At 59.7% G+C, this 21,520-nt stretch carries 19 protein-coding genes and 1 pseudogene; 2 read left to right on the top strand and 18 right to left on the bottom strand.

All coding sequences use genetic code 11. The features are described 5' to 3' along the window. From C934_RS34715 to C934_RS0118310, 10 genes and pseudogenes are all read right to left on the bottom strand, one after another. Positions 1–929: pseudogene (locus C934_RS34715) on the bottom strand (hypothetical protein); the annotation flags it as partial. Positions 930–1,353: 424 nt separating this feature from the next. Then, positions 1,354–1,965 (bottom strand): transglutaminase-like cysteine peptidase, encoded by a 612-nt coding sequence (locus tag C934_RS0118270; protein ID WP_018858094.1) that lies wholly within the window; start codon positions 1,963–1,965, stop codon positions 1,354–1,356. A 175-nt stretch (positions 1,966–2,140) separates the two neighbouring features. Next, a complete protein-coding gene (locus tag C934_RS32110) occupies positions 2,141–2,374 on the bottom strand; it encodes a hypothetical protein (RefSeq protein ID WP_156828766.1) in 234 nt (77 codons plus the stop codon). 244 nt (positions 2,375–2,618) lie between these two features. After that, positions 2,619–2,948 carry a PhnD/SsuA/transferrin family substrate-binding protein gene (locus C934_RS33250; protein ID WP_026371899.1) on the bottom strand — a complete coding sequence of 110 codons (330 nt, stop codon included), beginning with the start codon at positions 2,946–2,948 and terminating at the stop codon, positions 2,619–2,621. 217 nt (positions 2,949–3,165) lie between these two features. After that, on the bottom strand, positions 3,166–3,411 hold the full coding sequence (locus C934_RS33255) for a hypothetical protein (RefSeq protein WP_026371900.1): 246 nt from the start codon (positions 3,409–3,411) through the stop codon (positions 3,166–3,168). A gap of 122 nt (positions 3,412–3,533) precedes the next feature. Next, positions 3,534–4,238 (bottom strand): ATP-binding cassette domain-containing protein, encoded by a 705-nt coding sequence (locus tag C934_RS0118290; RefSeq protein WP_018858096.1) that lies wholly within the window; start codon positions 4,236–4,238, stop codon positions 3,534–3,536. Next, entirely contained in the window at positions 4,235–5,059 is an 825-nt protein-coding gene (locus tag C934_RS0118295; RefSeq protein ID WP_018858097.1) for an ATP-binding cassette domain-containing protein, read from the bottom strand. Before C934_RS0118295 ends, C934_RS0118290 begins: the two co-directional genes overlap by 4 nt. Further along, complete coding sequence (locus tag C934_RS0118300) at positions 5,052–5,909, bottom strand: ABC transporter permease (protein ID WP_018858098.1); 858 nt, start codon at positions 5,907–5,909, stop codon at positions 5,052–5,054. Before C934_RS0118300 ends, C934_RS0118295 begins: the two co-directional genes overlap by 8 nt. Further along, complete coding sequence (locus C934_RS0118305; protein ID WP_026371902.1) at positions 5,906–6,988, bottom strand: ABC transporter permease; 1,083 nt, start codon at positions 6,986–6,988, stop codon at positions 5,906–5,908. Before C934_RS0118305 ends, C934_RS0118300 begins: the two co-directional genes overlap by 4 nt. Further along, entirely contained in the window at positions 6,989–8,572 is a 1,584-nt protein-coding gene (locus tag C934_RS0118310) for an ABC transporter substrate-binding protein (RefSeq protein WP_018858100.1), read from the bottom strand. 334 nt (positions 8,573–8,906) lie between these two features. Here C934_RS0118310 and C934_RS0118315 point away from each other — a divergent pair, with 334 nt between their 5' ends. Beyond that, positions 8,907–10,490 carry a Na+/H+ antiporter gene (locus C934_RS0118315; RefSeq protein WP_026371904.1) on the top strand — a complete coding sequence of 528 codons (1,584 nt, stop codon included), beginning with the start codon at positions 8,907–8,909 and terminating at the stop codon, positions 10,488–10,490. A gap of 160 nt (positions 10,491–10,650) precedes the next feature. Here the strand turns inward: C934_RS0118315 and C934_RS0118320 are convergent, their stop codons facing one another. From C934_RS0118320 to C934_RS0118350, 7 genes are read right to left on the bottom strand one after another with little or no spacing between them, the layout of a single operon-like run. Further along, positions 10,651–11,643: an FAD:protein FMN transferase gene (locus C934_RS0118320; RefSeq protein WP_018858102.1), complete on the bottom strand. Its 993-nt coding sequence runs from the start codon at positions 11,641–11,643 to the stop codon at positions 10,651–10,653. Continuing rightward, positions 11,636–12,172, bottom strand: a complete 537-nt coding sequence (locus C934_RS0118325; RefSeq protein ID WP_018858103.1) for a nitrous oxide reductase accessory protein NosL — start codon at positions 12,170–12,172, stop codon at positions 11,636–11,638. Before C934_RS0118325 ends, C934_RS0118320 begins: the two co-directional genes overlap by 8 nt. Next, a complete protein-coding gene (locus C934_RS0118330) occupies positions 12,169–12,996 on the bottom strand; it encodes an ABC transporter permease subunit (RefSeq protein ID WP_018858104.1) in 828 nt (275 codons plus the stop codon). Before C934_RS0118330 ends, C934_RS0118325 begins: the two co-directional genes overlap by 4 nt. Further along, the gene (locus tag C934_RS0118335) at positions 12,993–13,910 is read right to left on the bottom strand and encodes an ABC transporter ATP-binding protein (protein ID WP_018858105.1); all 918 of its coding nucleotides are present in this window, start codon (positions 13,908–13,910) and stop codon (positions 12,993–12,995) included. The genes C934_RS0118330 and C934_RS0118335 overlap by 4 nt, the downstream gene beginning before the upstream one ends. After that, positions 13,907–15,247, bottom strand: a complete 1,341-nt coding sequence (locus tag C934_RS0118340; protein WP_156828769.1) for a nitrous oxide reductase family maturation protein NosD — start codon at positions 15,245–15,247, stop codon at positions 13,907–13,909. The genes C934_RS0118335 and C934_RS0118340 overlap by 4 nt, the downstream gene beginning before the upstream one ends. A 32-nt stretch (positions 15,248–15,279) precedes the next feature. Continuing rightward, positions 15,280–17,190, bottom strand: coding sequence for a TAT-dependent nitrous-oxide reductase (nosZ, locus tag C934_RS0118345; protein WP_018858107.1), 1,911 nt, complete (start codon positions 17,188–17,190; stop codon positions 15,280–15,282). Positions 17,191–17,213: 23 nt separating this feature from the next. Then, complete coding sequence (locus C934_RS0118350; RefSeq protein WP_018858108.1) at positions 17,214–19,496, bottom strand: 4Fe-4S binding protein; 2,283 nt, start codon at positions 19,494–19,496, stop codon at positions 17,214–17,216. A gap of 141 nt (positions 19,497–19,637) precedes the next feature. On the opposite strand from C934_RS0118350, the gene C934_RS32120 reads away from it, so the two are divergent. Then, positions 19,638–20,456: a ferritin-like domain-containing protein gene (locus C934_RS32120; RefSeq protein WP_018858109.1), complete on the top strand. Its 819-nt coding sequence runs from the start codon at positions 19,638–19,640 to the stop codon at positions 20,454–20,456. A 212-nt stretch (positions 20,457–20,668) separates the two neighbouring features. On the opposite strand, the gene nadC is transcribed toward C934_RS32120, so the two are convergent. After that, complete coding sequence (gene nadC / locus C934_RS0118365) at positions 20,669–21,520, bottom strand: carboxylating nicotinate-nucleotide diphosphorylase (RefSeq protein WP_018858110.1); 852 nt, start codon at positions 21,518–21,520, stop codon at positions 20,669–20,671.

Here is a 21,520-nt window from a genome sequence, read left to right on the forward strand (position 1 = left end):
TTTCCGTCTCCGCCGTTGCCAGAATTCCCGTTTCCGTTTCCTTCGTTCCCGGTACCATTCCCCCCACCGTTCCCGTTGCCGTTGCCGGAATTTCCATCTCCGCCGTTGCCACTACTTGAGTTTTCAGGGCCCGAGTTGCCGCCGCCCTGGCGGCCACCGGCCTTGTTGCCGCCGCCTTCATGGCCACCACCCTTGTGGCCTTCACCCTTGTGGCCCTCGCCCTTGTGGCCTTCGCCCTTGGGGCCACCACCCTTGTGGCCTTCACCCTTGTGGCCCTCGCCCTTGTGGCCCTCGCCCTTGTGGCCCTCACCCTTGGGGCCTTCGCCCTTGGGGCCCTCGCCCTTGTGGCCTTCACCCTTGGGGCCCTCGCCCTTGGGGCCCTCGCCCTTGTGGCCCTCGCCCTTGGGGCCCTCGCCCTTGGGGCCCTCGCCCTTGTGGCCTTCACCCTTGTGGCCTTCGCCCTTGTGGCCTTCACCCTTGTGGCCCTCGCCCTTGGGGCCCTCGCCCTTGGGGCCTTCGCCCTTGGGGCCTTCGCCCTTGGGGCCGCCGGACCCACTTCCTCTGTCGGCTGTCTGGTCGGCTGAAGCGAAGGAACCGCTACCTGAACCCGCACCTTGGGAAGTTCCACTTGATTTTGCGTCGCCTGGACCGTGCGTTCCGCGGGTGCCGAAGTTTGTGTTGGTCGGTTCTGGCGTGTTTATGGTCGCCGTCGGCTGGCACAGGATTGCCTCGACAGTGCCCGGCACGGCATCGCCGCAATCGACTACTGATTGCGCGCTTTGGGCACCGGTATCAACGGTGCTCGCTAAAAGTGCTTTCTTCGATGCGGCGTAAGATGGGCTGCCGCCTATGAGTGCTATTCCAAGAATGACCGCAAGCGCGGTCGCATTTGCCCCACTCCGGCCGACGCCTTTCAGAATTCTAGACATTTTTTATCGCTCCGCTACACAATCGCCCGGCACCTTTTCGGCCGGTTTACTGGCAGCGATGTAGTATTTCTGAGCTTCGGCGGATTATTCCTTACTGCCAATTTCTTGCTCTAGCCTGCCACGACTTTGATTGTTGCGACGTGACGACAACGACACCTCTCGACCACGGAACAACTGCTACGAAACTGGCGAAAAATAGAAGCCGACAGGTAGGGCTTGCATGTCCATAAGAGGCGCGAACTGCACTGCCGCCCTTTGACACGAGACAAGAGGCGTTTGGTCATTCCAGCCGTGGGCGAACCACCGGCGAATTGATCGTGCTGTCGGTATGCGTCATGAAGAGTGCCAAGGGAGATAGGACGGCGAAGTTGCGCAGAGCAGAATGATGATCTGCGCGCATTCGTCGAAGAAAATCAAATCGCCGCTACTCCGGGTTGCCAGCGCGGCGGTCGGCCGCAACGATGCCGCTCGCTCGGGGACCGGCAAGGATCACTTGCCAGACACGTTGGTGCTCGAAGCTTTGGCGGGCGATGAAGGTATAGCCGGTCTTTTCCCAGGATTTGATGCCCCCGCTCAGGTTATCGAGCACATAGTCGCCCTCGCTGAGCCGTGCCATCAGCACGACGTGATTGTTGCCACCTCGGTCCAGCACGACGGCAAGTGCCAACCGGTCCGACCGGAACCCGGCGGCCATCAACTCCTTTTTCTTCATCAACGCGAAATCTTCGCAATCTCCCTTGCCGTCGACTGGCAGCGACCAGTCGTCGCTCTTTCCGGTCGTCGATTGATCGTCGGCCTGCCTGACGTTTGCATTCACCTGGGTATTCACGCGACCCAGGAGAGCGAAGGCCTCGGCATCGCCCATAGCGTGGCCCGAGGCCTTACCGCAAAGCCACGCGTAGTGATGACAGGCCGAGACAAACTGTCGAGGCGCGCCGATGGTCCTGATCGGCTGGAGCATTGAAGCCGCTGCGGCGGTTCCGTGGGATGCAAGTGCACTCGCGAGCGCGAAAATGGCAAAGCGAAAAGGATGCATGGTGTTTTCTCCCGCGAAATGGCTGCGCTCAAGAACTAATAAGCCTTCACCTTCACATTTAGTCGCTGAGACCCTCCTGAATGATTAAACAAGCTACCCGGATGACTAAAATTGCTACGCCGCGCTCGACGGTTGTTTGACGGCCCAATCTTTGAAAACGACCGCCTCTTGCCACCTAGAATGCCCTGGTCTTGCAGTAGCGATCATTCATATGCCTGACTGCCGCCCGGATACGGTTGATATCGCGCCGGATACCCGGTGTCTCCGTCTTCTCGTTGCAGACCGTGCCCGCTTCGCGCTCCCGGCAGGTGAAGCCTGGAAACCACTGCGGTTGATAGATGCCCTTGTATGGCCCGGCTGCATTCACGTCCGACGGATAGAAGGCTTTCGAAAAGTCGATGATCGACACCAATCTTTCATTTCCTGCCTGTCCCAACCGGAATACTGATGTGACGCGAAACCGGCATCCGTCGAGATGCTCGAACATCGTGTCGTGATCGACTTCGTTCTTCTCCTTGCTCAGCCAGTCCCGAAATATCAGCGGGCGCTCGGATATTCGCTCTTGATTTCCATATGGACTATCTTCGCCAACATCCGACTTCCCGCCCCAGGGGGCACAGCAGGGGGCACGGAACGCATACCTCGTGGTGTCCTCACGTTATCGCACGCTCTCCTTTGTAAATAAATAATCCCGTAAATACAAAGCTTTCCGGCCACCTGCGAATACGTGCGGTATGTGCATAAAAGGACTTAAAATGAATTGCGGCAAGATCTTCTGCGCCTTCAGCGACCGCCTTGATCGACCGGCGGTGGCTGCCGCACTGCTCCCGATGCGAGAAGATGTCGAGCGTCTCGCCCATGCCTTCGAGGTCTGACGCCAATGCCAGAACGCCGGACATGGAGTCGACCTCATTGTAGAAAAATCGGCGTCCGCGCAGCAGGTTCAACGCAATAGCGGCACTGCCGTCGGACGGGGGCGGCATCGCTTTTTCTTCCCCGCAACGCATTATTATCGCACTCGAATAGAGAGGCCCTTTCCTCCTTCGATACCGTCGTAGCCGGGTTGGCCGACTATTTGAATGTGATCGGCCAGGCCACGCTCTATCGGACCCCAGCATGCCTGTGCGAGAAGGAGTCCGGGATGTAACCAGAGCGAGTTTGGATCGAGCTCGCCGCCTGGCAAATTTGCCGGATCGGAGGCTATGAGTGTTCCGCCAGGTCCCCCGAGAGCTCCGGGTTGGAAGGAAGGTCTTTGCGCGTGCGGGCCAGTCGTTCCGGGGCGTCGATGCCGCGGAACCGCAACTCGTCCCGAAGCTGCTCCCACTGCGCATCGGTCTCCGCTCGCACCTCCGGCCAATCGTACATCGGCAAGGCGGCAATCAGCCCCACGGAACCGGTGAATTCCTTTGTTGCAAGGAGCTCCTGATCTAATCGCAGTAGCGGCATTGGATGTTATCGCGTTGGGAGGATGATCACTGTTAGATCGATGTCTCGGCCGATGCCAGCGTCGGCTAAAGCTGCCGGCCTCGCGAAGCTTGTTTGCTTCGACGCCTGCAGCGCCCCGGTTGTTAGCTGTCGACAGACAAGGCAGACCGATCAAGTATGCCCTCGATCAGGCCCTTCTTCATCATAGCGGCACGGTCGCACATGTGGGCGACGACGCCGGGGTCGTGGCTGACCAGAATGAAAGTGATACCCTGTGAGGTCTTGAGGTCGTTCAAGAGATTGAGGATCCCCGCCTGTACTGAAACGTCGAGTGCCGAGGTTGGCTCGTCGAGCAGCAACAATTTGGGTTTGAGCAGCAGCGCTCGGGCTATGGCCACGCGCTGCCGCTGTCCGCCGGAAATCTGGTGCGGGTAGCGCTGCGCAACCGCCGCCGGTAGCCCGACCTGGTCGAGCGCAACACGCACGCGTTCGGTAACGTCTGACATGCCGCGGATTGACAGCGGCTCGCCCAAGATGCGCGCGATGTGATGGCGAGGATGCAGCGACGAATATGGATCCTGGAACACCATCTGGATCTCCTCGCGCAGCATCCCGGTGATCCTGCGCCCCGCTGCCAGGGGCTGACCGAAGACCGAAATGTCGCCCTGCCAATTCGTGTTCAACCCGGCGATTGCGCGCAGCACGCTCGTCTTGCCGCATCCGGAAGGTCCGATGAGACCGAAGGTTTCACCAGCGGCAACGTCGAAGGAGACGCCGCGTACGGCCGTGAAGCCCTTCGCGGCGCCCTGAAAGGTGACAGAAAGATCCTTTACCGCCAGCGCGCTCACTGCTCGTCCTCGTAAACCGGCAACCGCGTGCCATAGGTGGCCGCCGACGGTCGCGCCGCCCAAAGCGCGCGGGTATAGGGCGATCCGGCGTGGGAGAGATCGGCGGATGTCATTTCTTCCTCGATACGTCCCTGCCGCATGACGAGCACACGGTCTGCGTAGCGAGACACCTGCTGCAGGTCGTGGCTGATCAGCAGCAGGCCCATGCCGAACTCCTCCGTCAACGAACGCAAGAGCGTCAGCATCTGGTCCTGCAGGTCACGGTCGAGAGCCGAAGTCGGCTCGTCGGCAATGAGCAGCTTCGGTCGATTGATCAGCATTGCAGCGATCATCACCCGCTGTCCCATGCCGCCTGAGAGTGCCGCCGGATAGCTTGCGTAGATGCGCTTCGGATCCGGCAGTCCGACTTTCTCCAGCATGTCCAGTGCCCGCTCGCGTCGCTCGACAGGCGAAAGCTTCGTGTGCAGAAGCAGCGCCTCTTCGACCTGCCGACCGACCCGGTGCGCCGGATTGAGGGAATATCTCGGATCCTGCAAAATCAGACCCAGGCCTGTCCCCCGCACTGCGTTCCAGTCAGCGCTCGAACGCGTGGCGAGGTCCTTGCCGTCAAAGACCAGGCGTCTGGCACGCATGATTGCGCCGCGCGGCAGGAGACCCATTATGGCCCGTCCCGTCATTGACTTGCCAGAGCCAGATTCACCCACGAGCGCCAGGATCTCGTGTCCGACTGAAAAGGAGATCCGGTCGACAACGGAAACCAGGCCTGCATCGGAGGGAAAGGAGATCGAAAGTTCCTCGGCAGACAGAAGCGGTTCAAGCATGGCGCGGATCCAGAATGTCGCGCAGGCCGTCAGCCAGCAGGTTGAAGCCGAGCGAGGTAACAAGGATGGCGAGCCCGGGCGCGGCAGCGACCCACCATTGATCGAAGATCACCTGCGTGCCCTCGGCGACCATTGAACCCCACTCCGCCGTCGGCGGTCGTACTCCAAGGCCAAGGAAGCCAAGGCCGGCGGCAGCAAGGATGATGCCTGAAAGGTCGAGCGCCAGCCGAATGACGGCCGATGGCAACACCAGCGGAAGGACATGTCCCCAGAGCAGCCTGGCCCCCCTGATGCCGACCATTTCGGCTGCCGCGAGATAGTCGCTCTGCCTGAGCGCTCCGGTCTCAACGCGAGCCTGACGGGCGTAGGCCGGCCAACTCGTCAAGGCGAGCGCCAGTGCACCGTTGATAAGCCCGGGCCCCAGGATCGCAACAAAGGCGAACGACAACAGCAACCGCGGGAAGGACATGACGATGTCGGTGAAACGCATCAGGATACGCTCCGTCGCGCCGCCGAAAAAGCCTGCGAGTATACCAACGGCAATGCCGAGCGGCGCCATCAGCAATGCCACAATGAGCACCAGGAGCAGGGTCGGCCGTGCCCCGTAGATCAAGCGCGAGAGGATGTCGCGTCCGAAGCCATCGGTGCCGAGCCAGTGGGCAGCACTCGGGGCCATGAGGCGATTGGCCGTTTCCTGCAGATTCGGATCGTAAGGCGCGACAAACGGCGCAAGCAGCGCAATAGCGAGGATGAAAATCACGATGCCACCGCCCGACGCTGCCGAAGGGGACCGAAGCATCCGCCAACCAAAGGACATCCCGCCGATCCGCGCTTGTTCGATGGCGCTCATCGCTTTCTTTCCACTTTCAGCCGAGCCACGGCGAGATCAGTTAGCGCGTTGAGAAGCACAAAGGAGGCACCGACGACAAGCGTGGCTCCCAGGATCGCAGGCATGTCGCCCGCAAACATCGCCGTCGTCAGGTAACGTCCGATACCGGGCCACGCAAAGACAGTTTCGGTCAGGACGGCTCCCTCAAGCAGGCTTGCATAGGAAAGGGCAATCACAGTCAGCAGCGTCCCGGAGATGTTCGGCAGAATATGGACGAAGACGATCCGCCCCAGGCGGGCCCCTTTTGCTCGTGCGGTGGTTACATACTCCTGGCCGAGCTCGGTAATGATCGACGCCCTCGTCAACCGCGAGATTGCCGCAAGAGCATGAATGGCAAGCACGGTCGCCGGCAATGCCAGATGGGCCAGTGCATCACGAAAGGCACCAGGCTTGCCGGAACGCCACGTGTCGATCAGCGCGAAACCGGTGACAGGCTTGACGGTGTACTGGAACACGACATCCGCCCTGCCCGGCCCGGGCGCCCAATGCAGCCGGGCGTAGAAGAGCAACAGCAGCAAAAGGCCGAGCCAGAAGATAGGCACCGAATAGCCAAACAGAGATACAAGGCGACAAACACCGTCGATCCATGTCCCCTGCCGCATTGCCGCGATGATGCCGAGCGCCAGGCCGATCGTCGCGCCAAGGACGATTGCCGTCGTGGCCAGCTCTATCGTCGCCGGAAACGTACGGGCGATATCATGCGCGACCGGCTGACCGGTCGAGATTGACTGGCCGAGATTGCCAGAAAGCGCCGTCTCGACATAGCGCAGGAACTGCAGCGGCAACGGCTGGTCGAGCCCGAGTTCGAGCCGCGCCTGTTCATAGGTCGACTGGCTGGCATGGTCGCCAACGAGTTGCAGCGCCGGATCGATGGGGGAAAGCCGCGTCATGGCAAAGGTCACGATTGCCAGCCCAAAGAGCGTCAGTGCAAAGGACCACAGCCACTTGATAAGGGGCACGACGAAAGACAACTCCCGCCAGCTTCTGTGCTGGCGGGAGTTGCTCATGTCGGCACTAGGGGGTGTTGCCGCCTGCGGCACTTATTTTTCTACCTTGTCGTAATAAACCTGGTCTGCGTTCAGACCTTGGGCATAGTTCTTCACCTTGTCGCTTAGCACGACCTGGTCGTTGCCTTGAAGCGTAAAGATGTAGGGCGAGCTTGCCTGGATCTTCCTTTGCAGATCCTGATAGAGCGCCGCGCGCTTGGCGGGGTCCTGTTCCTTGACGGCAGCAAGCGTCGCGTCGGTCAGTTCGGGGATCACCCAGCCGGCCTGCTTGGCAACCGTGTTGGCTGAATTGTCCTTGTTGATGGCGAAGGCACTGGCGTTCGAGTGAGCGTCAAAATAGTCCGGGATCCAATAACGCAGGGTCATCTCGTATTTGCCGGCACGTCCACGGGCATAGATGTCGCTTGCAACACCCGGCTGGATGTCCAGCGTGATGCCGGCCTGCGCGAAGGTCGACTGCAGCGACTGCGCGATCGAAAGGAACGGCTGGTCGTTGAAGACGATGAATTCGATCTTGAACGGCGTCTTGATACCGGCATCCGCCAGAATCTTCTTCGCCTTTTCGACATCGAGCTTGAAGGGGGTATCCGTCAGTGCACCGGGGAAGCCCACCGGCAGGAACGACTGATGAACGGTGCTCTGGCCACGCAGCAGGTTTTTGGCAATGCCGTCATAATCCACAAGGTAACGCGCAGCCTCCCAGAACGCCGGATTGCCGAGCGTCTCGTTCGCCTTGCTGTTCAGGAGGATGTAGTCGGTGCGGGCCGAGGCAACAGAGAGGACCTGAATGCCGCTCTTATCCTTCAGCGCTTCAATCTGGTCGGCAGAGAGGCCCCGGGCGATATCGGCATCGCCCTGCTCAACGAGCAGGCGGCGGGCGCCGACGTCCGGCACGTTGCGGATGATGACACTCTCGAGCTTCGGCTTGTCGTTCGAATTGGCATTGGCCTGGAGCACCAGCGCCTCGTGGGGCGTGTAGGTGCCGATCGCGTAGGCACCGCTGCCAGCCGAATTGGTCTTCAGCCATGCATTGCCGAAGTCGTTGTCCTTTGCGTTTGCGGCAACGGTCTGCTCGTCGACGATCGAGGCGATCGGCGCCGTCAGTAGCGACAGCGCGAAGCCTGAGCCGACATCGGCCGTCCAGGTGAGCTTCACATGCTTGTCATCAACCTTGGTGACGGCAGCATCGACATTATCGGCCTTCCAGCCGAGCTCGTTCAGGATGAAGGCCGGCGATTTGTTGAGCTTGACGGCGCGCGTCAGCGAGAAGATCACGTCCTCCGGGCGCACCGGGTTACCGGAGGCGAACTTCGCGTCGGCGAGCGCAAAGGTCAGGCTCTTGCCGTCGCTGCCGGCTTCCCAGGAGGCGGCAAGCGCCGGATCGATCTTGGTGCCGTCATCACGATTTGACTGAACGAGGCGCTGGTAGAGATTGTTGAAGGACTGGACGGTGGTGAGCTCGAAGCCCTCAGCCGGGTCGAAGCTAACGGCGTCATCAATCGACTGGGCAACGACCAGAACGTTCTGCGGCGTTTCGGCATGGACCGGCGCACCGATCAACAACCCCAGGGTAAAAACGGTGCCAAGCAATTTCGCACGGCGAGCAATAAAATTCATATGCATATCTCCACAAACTAGTGCCTAACGCGGCAACCGCGCTTGGTAGCCGCCTATTGGCCGCAAAATAGCTGGGCGCTCGCGGGTCACGAGTGCGGATCGTTCCATTTATCTGTTCCTCGATGGAAAATCTTTCCGTCAGGGACCGCTGGCAGCGCGGCCGGCTCGGCGCATGCCCATTTGCCGGATCCATATGCTTCACGGTTCCTCCCGTGGCAACGCAGAATCCAGTGGAGCCTTGGCGTGCTGGATGCGACAGGCATGCCCGGGCGATTGCATTTCGAGCAATCGCGCATTGTAATAGATCATCGGGTGGAAAATCGGGCAGCGGTTAATGGACCCAACTCACTTGTTCGAGCTGGTGATCGTGATGTTCTTGGCGATCATCGCGTTGCATTACGCTGCTCACCGGTTTGGCCTGCCGCCCTCCGTAGCGCTGCTCGCCGGAGGTGCACTGCTTGCCTTTTTGCCGGGTCTGCCAGCCATTGCCATTGATCCCGATCTGGTACTCGTCATCTTCCTGCCACCACTGTTGATGGACGGTGCCTGGTTCATCGCTCTCGGCCGGCTGCGCCGCCACATGATCGGCATTGCTTCGCTTGCCGTCGGCGCGGTATTTTTCACCTGCGCCGTCGTGGCAGTCGCGGTCCACTTCCTCTTTCCTTCCTTGCCATGGGCGGCCTGCGCGGTTCTCGGGGCGATCGTGTCACCACCCGATGCGATCTCCGCTCGCGCCGTGCTGCAACGGGTCAAGCTGCCCCGCCGCCTTCAAATCCTGCTCGAGGGCGAGAGCCTGCTCAATGATGCAAGCGGTTTGGTGCTGTTCCGGTTCGCCATTGCCGCAGGCGTCACGGGTGCCTTCAGCACGGCCGAGGCGATGGGAAGTTTCTTCCTGCTGGCGCTCGGCGGCGCCGCCGTCGGCATAGCCATCGGGACGGTATGGGTGGTGTTTGTCCGCCGCCTGAACGACGAATACCTGATCATAGCGGCCACGACCCTGCTCGCCTGGATGTCCTATATGCTCGGCGAAATGATCCATGTTTCCGGCGTCATCGCCACCGTGACGACGGGCCTGATCGCGGGCTGGTATCAGCATACCGTCTTTTCGGCCTCGATGCGCATGCGCGGCACCTCGTTCTGGACTGTGATGATCTTTCTGATGGAAGCCTCGGTTTTCATGCTGATCGGGTCATCCTTGCGGGGCGTGGTCGAACGTGGCGGTGGCTTCGGCGTCGTGATCGCCACCATGGGATTGCCGATGCTCGTGGTCCTGGTCGCACTTACGCTTGCGCGCTTCGCTTGGGTGTTTGGATCGAACCTTGTGGTCGAATTCTGCAATGTCTTGGGCCTTAAGCGATACGCGCCGCTTGGCGCGCGCGCTTCAGTCGTTCTGAGCTGGGCGGGCGTTCGTGGTGTGGTTACACTTGCCCTGGCGCTGAGCGTGCCCGAGGGCTTTCCCGGCCGCGATTTCATTTTGGTGACGTCGTTCGCCGTCATTGTCGGGACCGTACTGGTCCAGGGCACGACACTGGGGCGCCTGATCGAATGGGCAAAGCTGATCGAGCCGGAGTCGGAAAAGGCGCGCCTCAACCTGAGCCAGGCCGAAGCCGCCATGGCTCAGGCGCAATTGGCGACCGTAAAGGACAGGGCCTATGACACCGAAGGCAATCTCATCCATCCTCGTCTGCTGGAGCGCTATCAACTCAGGGCCAAGGTGATCGTCGACTATATCCAGAAAACGGAACACCACGACGTTCTGCTCCATGCCCATTTCGATGTCGTTCTGGCGGCGATCGCCACCGGACGCCGTGAACTGATCCGTCTTCACCGCGCCGGTGATATCGACGACGAAACGCTGCACGAACTCGAACGAGACCTCGATCTCGAAGAATTGAGCGCGCTTTCCGCCAAGTCCTAGCTGTCGCGGATCATGACCTAAATCTCGCTGCGCCTTGAAGGACAATTCTCCTGCAGCAAACGGTTGGCCCACATGACGTTCGGCGACGTTCTCACCGTACTCGACCAGGTTTGACCAATGCCAGGGCTGGCAGAGCGGCGACCCGCCATGAGTCTAGCGCCTAGATCCGGTGCCTTTCGCCAGTTGGTTCGACCAGGTCGGCAGAGGCTCCGGGCCAGTCCTTCAATACGGATCTTATTGAATTCACGTCCATAAGGTTAAATGCTGTCGACAACGCATCTGCCGTGGTCGCGTCATCAGCGATAACGGTTACTCTCCGATAGGCCATCGGCGCGCTGCCCGTTTTAGGGTGGAGGATGTGCCCGAATTTGCCGTCTTCGTCGAAGACGAAGCCAGTCGGGCTGGACGTGGCGACCGCCCGATTTACGATGGACAGCACCGCATCGGGATCCAGGCTATCTTCGGTTGTGGCCAACCCGACATGCCATGGCGTTCCATCCGATTGTGCGCCGACCGCCCGTTCCTCGCCCATGTTCACAAGGCAAGTGTCGAAGCCTTCGTTCCGCAACATATAGGCTACTCGATCGGTAATGAACCCCTGGGCAACGCCATTCAGGGTCATCGCCATTCCCCGCTCGGCGAAGGCGATGCGGTCCGGGCCATACCTTACGGCTTCGAAGCCGACCTTGCCGAGAGCCCTGTTCAGCTTGATCTGGCTGGGCCCGAATTCATCTCCATGCCCCGATGCAAAGTGATCGCGATACACCTCCCATAGCGGCTGCACGGTAGGATCGAACAACCCGCCGGTCCTTTCCCAGACCCGCAGACACTGGTCGAGCAAGGACACCATCTCTGGCGAAGACACGGCAACCCCACCTACCCGATTGAGTTCCGCGAGGATCGAATCGTCCCGATAGAGACTGAAAATTCCTTCTAGCCGAGCAACTTCAAGAACGATCTCATCTATTAACCGCCGAGCCCTGGCCATATTGCCGTGATGCAGGACCAGCTTGGCCGGCGCTCCGAGTGCTTGACCGGTCCAGACGACGACCGGCGCATTGGCTTTCGCGGGGGAGCTGGAGTAAAGCAGCGGAAGTCCGGCTGCCGCTGCGATAATTCCTATGGCACGTCGCCTGGTGACGGCTCTAACCATTGGATTCAATCTCCGAGCTCGCGGGTGCGCTGGTAGACGTTCCGAGAACATCCTGATCCTTGATCTCCCCGAGGATCGAAATTCTGCCGCCGTTCTTTTTCGCAAACTCTTCGGCGTCTGCCCGAACGGAAAAAGGAACGGTTTCCGGTGCGCCCATCCCGCCATGAACCTTGCTTCCCACAACGAAGAATGCGCGATCGGCTTCAACCCAGTTTTGACTTCCCGGCGCTTCCCAACTTGTAGCGTGGCTCATGTCCGATACGTAGATTGCAGCAATGTCCTTTGGTTCTTCCGGAAGCCGGGTAAACGCAACTGCATCACGCGACGAACTGAACCAGACCGGCTTTCCGCCATTCTTTAGGAGAACCTGTCCTTTCGGCCCCGCATGCTCCAGCACGTTCATGCCGCAGAAATGATCCACTGCATCGGAGGTAAGCTCCAACGGAGGAGGCACGATGGTCTCGGCCTTCTCGCAAGCGCTTAACAGAGATGCCATAAGGACGACTGATATTGCGAACGAGCGGTTCAAAGTTCTCTCCTGGAAAAACGAAGCATGGCCAACGATAGAGGGACGGCAACCCATAAGGCCAAGGATGCCATCAGGACGGTCGGAGACAGCTTCGAACTCGCTGCGAGACCGGACAGTGCCGAGACAGAGCCGGCCGTTTCCGATCCCAGGTTGAGCAGACGGTAGGCATCGGTCGGATTGGCCATCAGAAGTATGCTTAGCAGCCCCGGCGAAAATCCAACGCCCTTCGTCGACACGATCGCACCCAGCAAACCCATGTCGTAGATGATGACGAAAAACAGCCATACTCCCAAGGCGATGCCCCCGGCCGTGCTCCTCTGGCTGACAGTCGCGCTGACAAGATATCCGATAGCGGTGAAGACCGATCCAAGCAGGATCGAGGATCCAATCATGGCGCCGAACGCCGTCCAACTCTCCGCAGTGGTCGGCGTCCCGGCGACAACGAGCGCCAGACCCGCCGCGCCGTAGCCCAACAGAGTGGCGAACGAGAGTATGAGTATGTGCGCCAGGAATTTTCCGAACACAATCTGGCTACGCGCTACCGGATAGCTCAGAAGCAGGAGAAGTGTTCCACGCTCCAGTTCTCCAACGATCGCATCGTGCGAAAGCAGCAAGGCAATGAGGGGAACAAGAAAGATCGTGAGACTGGCAAGACTGACGATGACGATATCCAAACGGCCCGCGCCGACGTTGCCGGTCGGCGCACTGCCCAGAAACGAAAGCGTCAGCGCCAGGGACGCAAGTAGCAAGGTCACCGCGATGACCCAGCGGTTTCTCAACCCCTCCTGGATCTCCTTTCGGGCAATGATCACGATATTGTTCACGGCTTTCTTCCCTGTCGTTGGAGGAAATGCGCATAGACGTCATCGAGTGTCGGCTCGATGACAGTCATGCTGGTCAGTGCAGCCGGATCGGATGTTACAGCCGACAGAACCGCGATCTTCTCGCTATGGTCGACACTGGCTTCCAGAAATTTATCCTTGCGCTCGGTCCATCGCACCGGCCCGTCAAACCACGAGTGAGCAGCGGACTCGCTGCTCGGCTTGAACCGGATCTGGGTCGGCAGGCAGGCAATCCGCCGCAGTTCGTCAAGCGTTCCGTCGGCGATCTTGTTACCGCCGTTGATGATAACGACGCGTTCGGCCCTTTCCTCAAGCTCGCTGAGGGCGTGGGAGGAGAGAAGTACGGTCGTTCCCTTCTTCTGGAAGTCGAGGATGAGATCGTAGAAACTGCGTCGTAGTGCTGGATCCAATCCACTGGTGGGTTCGTCCAGGAGGAGAAGGCGTGGCTCTCCGAGAAGTGCCTGTGCCAGGCCCAATCGTTGGCGCATTCCCTTCGAATAAGTCCTTACCGTCCTGTCGGCAGCGTTCTGCGCCAGGCCGACCTGATCGAAGAGATTTCGCCATCGATCTGCCGGCACGCGCTTCAGCTTCGCATAGAATGACAGAACCTCACGTCCAGTGAGCGCCAGATGGAAAGTGACACTCTCGGGGAGATATCCGACCTCCCTGCGCACGACCAGGTTCCCTGAAACCGGGTCCTCGCCAAGGACGCGCACCTTTCCGTCGGTCGGTCGAAGAAGCCCCAGGATCGCTTTGATCAACGTCGTCTTGCCGGCTCCATTGTGACCGACAAGTGCAACCAGCTCTCCCTCGCCAAGGGAAAACGAAACATCGTTGATCGCGGCGGTATCGCCATAAAATTTCGAAACGTGTTCGAGAGAAATTGTCGCCGTCATCGTGCATTCTCCAAGGGTACGGGCGGCCCCATCAGGGGCTTGCTGTCAACCACGCCGCCCGGCAGGAGCGAAGGGAATTGGGACTGCGCCCATCGGATGATCTGAACCGCGGGACTTGTGGTCAAAACCTTGGCTTGCGGGGCTGTCCAAAGAACGGTGTCGATGATGTCATTGGGGCGATAGGGACTGTCTGCTATCCCGTCGCCATCGAGATCGAACGCGGGATTGTCACTCCAGTAGTTACCTCGACCATTCTTCGACCAATCAAGGTAACGCGACCCGACGTACTTTACCTGGTTCCGATTGCCTACGAAGGCGTTGCCGGCAATGGCGTTTCCTTCGGAACCGGCTGTAAAATGTATGCCGATCGCACAGTTCTCAAACACGTTGTCTTCGAGGACATTCCGGTTTGCGTTGTAAATGAACACGCACTTCTCCGGTCCGAGCTGCGTCCCCTGCCCTTCGGCAAGTCGCGTCTCGATGCCAGGCATGTCGCTGGCGTCAGCCCTTGTTCCACCCAACAGCCATCGATCTGATGGCTGGAGGCGGCCGGTGACCCTGTTTTGCCTTATGATCGAGCCGTTGGCAAAGTTGAGGAGCAAGCCGTGATCCCGGTCGCCATCGGAGACATTTCCGGTGATCTTCAGATGGTTCGAAAACATGATGGCATAGCCGACCATGTTGCCCACCGAGACGTTGTCGCTGATTTCGCTGTCGTTGGTGTACATGTAGTGGATGGCGAACCGCAGGTCGCGGAAACGGTTTCCCTTGAAGACGTTGCGTTTGCTCGCGTTCGTCGAGATGCCGTCCTTGCCAAGGCTAATGTCATTGTCCACGATCATTGCACCCGGGGCGTTCCACAGTGAGACGCCGTTGCCAGCCTCGCTCATCCGACCCGACGCCATTCCGATGATCCGGTTGCGTTGGGCGACGGAACCGGCGGCACCGTGCAAATAGACACCGTTCAGGTTTCCCTTGATCGTGTTGTCTTCGACCACCGCATGGTCAGCGCTCTGGCTTACAAACACCCCGGAATCGAGCGCAGACAGATCAGAACCGGATCCTTCAACCTCAAGACCTCGCACAACGGCTCCTGGCGCCGTGATCGTGATCACGCTTCCCTTGCCATTGCCCACGACGGCCGCGCCAGACTGCCCTTCCAGCACGATCCGCCTGCTGACAGTCAACGGTCCGGCATACCGGCCAGGGGACAGCCGTACGATGTCTCCATCTGTGGCGGCATCAAGGACACGTTGAACGGTTGCGGCATCCGCCGCCGCAAGCTGGAATTCTGCGGCGCGAACATGGGCCGGAATGGCGGTCGTTGCGACCGCCATTCCGAGGAGTGCTATTTTGCCAAGCGGCGGCATCATGCTGCCTTTGGTTCAACGAGCATGCGACCCTGCATCTCCATATGCATCGCATGGCAGAACCACGAGCAATAGTACCAATAGACGCCTGGCTTGTCGGCGGTGAAGGTCACCGACGCGGTCGCCTGCGGCGCGACCTCCATCTGGATACCGTAGTTTACGATCGAGAAGCCGTGAGTAAGATCCTCCACGTCATCGATGTTGGTAACGTAGACGGTCACCTCGTCGCCCTGCCTGACATTGAATGATTCAAGGCCAAACGCCGGGGCCGCCGACGTCATATAGACCCGCACCTTGTTTCCATCCCGGATAACCTGGGAGTCCGACAGGAGGTCGATGTTGTCCTTCTTGGCCTGAGCGACTGCATCGGCGAAGAAGACGTCGTCCCTTTTCCAGACACTTACGGGATTGATCTTCGACGAATGAACGATGGTCGCGTCGTGTGGTTCGGCGAAGGTGGGATTGTCGTGAACGAGAACCATCTTGTCGCCGGAAATGTCGATCAACTGATCATTCTCCGGCTTCAGGGGGCCGACGTTAAGATAGCGATCCTTCGAGAACTTGTTCAGCGAAATGAGCCACTTTCCGTCCGCGTCTTTGGTCTGACCCATCGATGTGTGGTTGTGACCCGGCTGATATTGAACGTCGAGCTTCTGACGGATCGGGTCGACCTTCTCGCCCTTGAAGGCGCGGATAGCGTCTTCAATGTTCCACTTGCAGATCTGGCTGTCGATGAACAGGGTGGTGTAGGCATTGCCGCGTCCGTCATAGGCCGTATGGAGCGGCCCGAGGCCAAGCTGAGGCTCGGCGACGACCGTGTCGCGCGGTTGAATCTTGTCCTCGAACAGGTCATCGAACTTGCGAACGTCGAATACTGTGACGGTAGGAGACAGCTTTCCGTTGGCGACGACATGTATTCCGTCCGGAGCCGTGTTCATGCCATGCGGGCTGTTCGAAACCGGGATGTAACGCGTGTAGGCGGAGCCGTGGCGGCCGTCGAGAACGGGAACGCCGCCGATCTCCTTGAAGTCGCCCCGCGCGACGGCATCTTCGATCCTCTTGAGATTGAAGACGACGACCCAGTCCTGGTCCTTCGCCATCATCTCCGGAAGATTGACGCCTTCTTCGGAGTTGTAGCAGGTCGCAAAGCAGTACTTCCCCTGATAGTCGGCATCGACGTTGTCGAGATTGCCATCGACGATGAGCTGCCAGGCAACCTTCATCGTTTCGCCGTCGACGGCCGTGAAGACAGCGTGGTACTGCTTGGTATCGTCGAGAATCTTGCCGTCGTTCGGGATCGGAACGCGATCTTCGCCGTTGCAGAACACATATCCTGTCTTGGGGTACTTCTGCACACGAAGTCCGTGGACCGTGTGCTGGTTCGGAAGTTCGATGATCTTGTCGCACTTCATGACGTCCAGACGGATTCTGCAGACGCGCGTGTTTGCCTTGTCATTGGCAAACAGGTAGCGCCCATCGTAGGTCCCGTCGGTAAAGGAGGGATGCGGATGGTGCAGATCGCCGTTGTGGTAGACACCGCCGCGAGTGGACAAGAATTCGCGCGTTTGAGGAAGCAGACCGTCCGTGAGTACCTTGCGGCTTTCGTTGGTAAGCCCCCAGCCGGTCGCGCTGCAGCGGTTGTAAACCGGGATACGCATGAGTTCTCTCATGGATGGGAGACCAACCACTCTGATTTCGCCAGATTGCCCTCCGGACACGAACACGTAGTATTCGTCGAGTTCGCCAGGCTTGACCTCATGGTTCAAGCCTTCCGCGCGCGCCGCCGTAGCCGTGGCTCCGGAAAGCGTCAGAGCGCCACCGACCCCGGCCGCGCCGGCTGCCGCCGCGAAGGCAGTCGTCCCCAAAAGTTGCCGTCTGTTGAACAATAGATGCTTTTCTTCAGTTGTCATTTGCGTCTCCTTGGTGGGTAAGTTCACGCCGGCTGATCCGACGCGGAATCTGCTTTCTTGATTGGACTACCCTTGTAGGTAACCTCGACCTTCTTCTTGGTGGTGACCTCTCCTCTGGATTCAGGTGTCGACAGCGCCATGAACTTCTCGCGCTTGAGGCGCACCTGGATCATGTGCGGACAGCGGTGGTCGTCCTGGTACAGCTCCTGGCAGTGCATGCAGTAGATGCACTCGTTCACATTGATCTGACCTTCGGGATGAATGGCCTGAACCGGGCATTCCTTCGCGCAACGCTGGCACGGCGAGCCGCATTCAGGCCAACGCTTCAGCCACTCGAACATCCTGATCCGCCCAGGAATGGCGAGCGCTGCGCCCAGCGGGCACAGGTAACGGCAGTAAAAGCGCTCGATGAAGAGTCCGGCGACCAGAAGTGTGACCGCGATCAGCACGAACGGCCACTGGCGTGCAAACTTCAGGATGATCGCAGTCTTGAACGGCTCTACCTCGGAGAGCGTCTCGGCAAGCGCCATCGAATAGAAGGAAAGGCCGAAGAGACCGAGGAAAATGATGTACTTCAATGGCCAGAGACGCTCGTGCAGACCCCACGGCAGCTTGACCTGCGGCACCTTGAGCTTCTTGGCGACGTTACTGGTAAGCTCCTGCAGTGCACCGAACGGGCAAAGCCACCCGCAGAAGGGGCCGCGGCCCCAGAACAAGAGCGCCGCGGCGACCGCTGCCCAGAGCAGGAAAATGAGCGGGGCTGCCAGGAAGAACTGCCAATTGAACCCCGTCACGAGAGCATTGGCAAAGGTGAACACATTGACGACCGAAAGCTGCGCGTTGGCGAACCACCCCAGCCAAACAAGAGTAAATAACAGATAGCCGTTCCGGACGTAGGCGAACAGTTTCGGCCGGCGGACAAGCCAGTCCTGAAAGAAGAAGATTGCCGTCAACGTCAAAAGCGCACCGATCGTTATCGCGATCTTGATGCGGCTTCCCTGCCATATCGATATCCAGAGCGGAGCTTCGCCCTCGTCGACGGTTGCTTCCGGCTGCGGCACGCGCGGCGCTGTGGAGACCGGGGCGGCAGCAGGCGTCTGGCTTGCTTTCTCGACCTTCACATAGGGTGTGGGGAGCGAGTAGCCGAGGTTATAGGGTAGCACGGCCTTCTGTGTGCCCTCGCCGGCGCGCTGTACCAGGAGCTGCAGTTCCCAGGGTTCGGTTACATCGAAGGTGAAATCCTTGGGAACGGCGAAGAGGGCGATTTCCCTCAGTCGGGGTGCGCCGGCTGCTGCGAGCGCCGGGATGCGGGTATGGTCGTGGTCGTGGAATCTGACACCTTGCCCGTCTTGAAGGAGTTCGATCCGATCGAAGATCCCGCCGCGCACATATCCTGACCCCTTGAAAGAGTAAGCACCGTCGCCGGCAACGAGGATTGCTGCCTGATCCGGCTGCAGTTGCTTGCGAAGCCGTTCATACAGGGTGTCACCGAGCAGGCTCCGGCCAATGATTGGAACGCTGACCGGAGCAACGTAGAGATCAATGAATCGTTCGGTTTCGGGCGTCGCTTCCGGTCTTGCGGCAGCCGCGTCCTTATTCGATGTGCGGAAAGCCTCCGAGACCTCACCCACTGTCAGCCGCAGGCTGCGGATCGAACCGTCTCCAAGGAGCGTTTCCCAATCCTGCGTGCCTACCTTTGCCTCGTCGACACGCTTGACTTCCGTTGCGACCGACGTTCCAGCGGTTGGCTGCTGACTGTCGAGCCGATGGGCACGAATAAGCTTCACGGCCGAGCGGACTACGCTATCCCCCATGACCAAGACGGTCACTGTCGCACCGCTGACGATGTCGACCTGAGGAGGACGATCGAGACCAGCGGCGACACGTCCGAGATCTTTGCCAATGATCGAATTCAACGCCGCGACGACACGGGCCTGCGGAATGCCAATGAGGACGATCGGTTCCTTGTGATCGACGAGCTTGATACCGCGAATAACGCCATTGGCCGCAATGCCAACCACGATGTGGATTGGCTTTCCGGAATAGCCGGCGGACGCCGTGAAGTCCGAATTCAGGTAGGCGTAACCGAGAACCTCGCTCCCGCGGAACACCGGGGCGATCGGAGGCTCTCCCTGCGGCGGGCCAAAGCTGTCCGCTCCCTCGAAAAGTTCCGAGGGCTCTACCTTTTGGATATAGGTCGCAAGCTGATCAGCGGCGCTGCAAGCAACGGCAGAAAACCAGATTGCAGCAAGCACGAGTAGCGCTTGCAAGCAGGCTTGCAGCCAAGGTCTCGATTTCAAAAGCATTCTTCCCCGTACACCCACGTTGGCGGTTTACGGTGAAAGGTGTAGTCGCGACGCAGCAGCCCCTCTTTGACATGTATCAAACGGGAAAATCTTTCCTTCTGATAACCGTTTCCGCAAGACGGCGCGTCTCAGGAGCGAACCATGACAGAATTGCCAAGAGAACCGATAACCATCCGTTCGATGCCGGAGTTGCTGGCAACGGCGAAGGCTATGGAGACCGAAGCCATTGCTGGCTACGAGACGCTGGCGGACCATATGCGTCGATCGCGAAAGCCCGACCTGGTTGCCGTGTTCGAACGCCTGGCTGCAGAGGAACGTGGCCATCTTGCTTCTGTAGAGGATTGGTCAGGTCAAATGGGAATGGCCAGCGTCGCTGCGGGCGCGGAACCGGAGGACGTCTTTGACGATGAGGGTATGAACCTCACGGACCCCGCGCTGCTTTCGGCCTATCGGGCCTTTTCGGTCGCTGTGCGAAACGAGGAACGGGCCTTCCTCTTCTGGACGTATGTTTCCGCCCACGCGCCGACACCGGAGATTGCCGAAGCGGCGGAACGTATGGCGCGCGAGGAGCTCGGGCACGTCTCTGTTCTACGCCGCGAACGGCGTTTGGCCTTCCATCTCCAGAAGCACGCGCAGACTGAAACGATCCTCCTGCGCGAACTTGAAACCAGACTTGACGCTCACCTTCGGACATTAGTTCAAAATGATCATCCGCCCTCGCGAGAGCCAACGACACTGCGACAGAACGGCTGGGCGCAGCGGGTTGCAGCCTTCGGGGGACGCATATTGAAGTTTGACAACTCGGTGGGGGTGGCAGATATCCCACCCACTGCGCTAGCAGAACTGCTTCTTGATTTTTATCTCGGCGAGGCGGAGCGATCCAGGGATGAGCAGACCCGTAACCTCGCTCAGCTTTACGCGGGTCAGCTCGTCGCGACCTTGGCATTGTTGCGACAATGATGACGATATAGCGGCTTTCAAGGATGACCAGACAAGGGTCGAAGAACTCCCAAGGGCTTCTACCCCGCCTGCTCGCCGAAAAGAACCCCGAACACCTCCGCAGGATGCTCGATCGCTTCAAAAGGAAGCGCGCATCCTTCGACTATTCAGGTAAAGGAAAGAACCTCGCGCCGCAGAAATCATGACACGCGACGAATTGCCAACGATATCCGTCAGCCTTGCACGTCGAGCCCGATATCCAGCGTCGGCGCGCTGTGCGTACACCAGCCAACAGAGATGAGGTCGACGCCTGAGGCGGCGACGGCGGCAACCGTTGCAAGCGTTACTCTTCCCGACGCTTCGGTGATCGCGCGACCGTCGACGATTACGACGGCTTCCCGCAGCTGCGCCGGCGTCATATTGTCGAGCAAGACCGCATCAACACCCTCTCGCATCGCTTCACCGAGCTGCTCGAGCGTATCCACTTCGACCTCGATCTTGACCATGTGCCCAACGCCCGCGCGGGCACGACGGATCGCCTCGGCCACGCCGCCGGCAATCGCCACGTGATTGTCCTTGATCAGGACGGCATCATTAAGCGCAAACCGATGGTTCATGCCCCCGCCGGCGCGCACCGCGTATTTTTCCAGGGCCCGCAGCCCAGGTGTCGTCTTGCGGGTGCAGGCAATCGACGCCTTCGTGCCCCTGACCGCATCAACCAAGCTTGCCGTCACCGTCGCAATGCCGGACAGATGTCCAAGAAAGTTCAGCGCCGTGCGCTCCCCCGTCAGCAACCCACGCGATGGTCCAGTGATCTCCGCGATGATGTCACCGGGCCTGACCGGGGATCCATCCTCCATATAACGGGCCATGGTGATCGTTGGCTCGACCAGCTGGAAGGCGAGTTCAGCCGCATCCAGGCCGGCGACGACGCCGGGCTGCCGCGCCACCATAATCAGAGACGAGCGATGATCGGCGGGGATGACCGCCGCCGAGGTAATGTCGCCGGCAAGGCCGAGATCCTCAACGAGGGCTGTGCGCACCATCGGTTCGATAATAAGGCGTGGCAACGGGGCAAGGGACAT

The sequence above is a fragment of the Rhizobium sp. 42MFCr.1 genome, from assembly GCF_000377185.1.
GTDB lineage: Bacteria > Pseudomonadota > Alphaproteobacteria > Rhizobiales > Rhizobiaceae > Rhizobium > Rhizobium altiplani.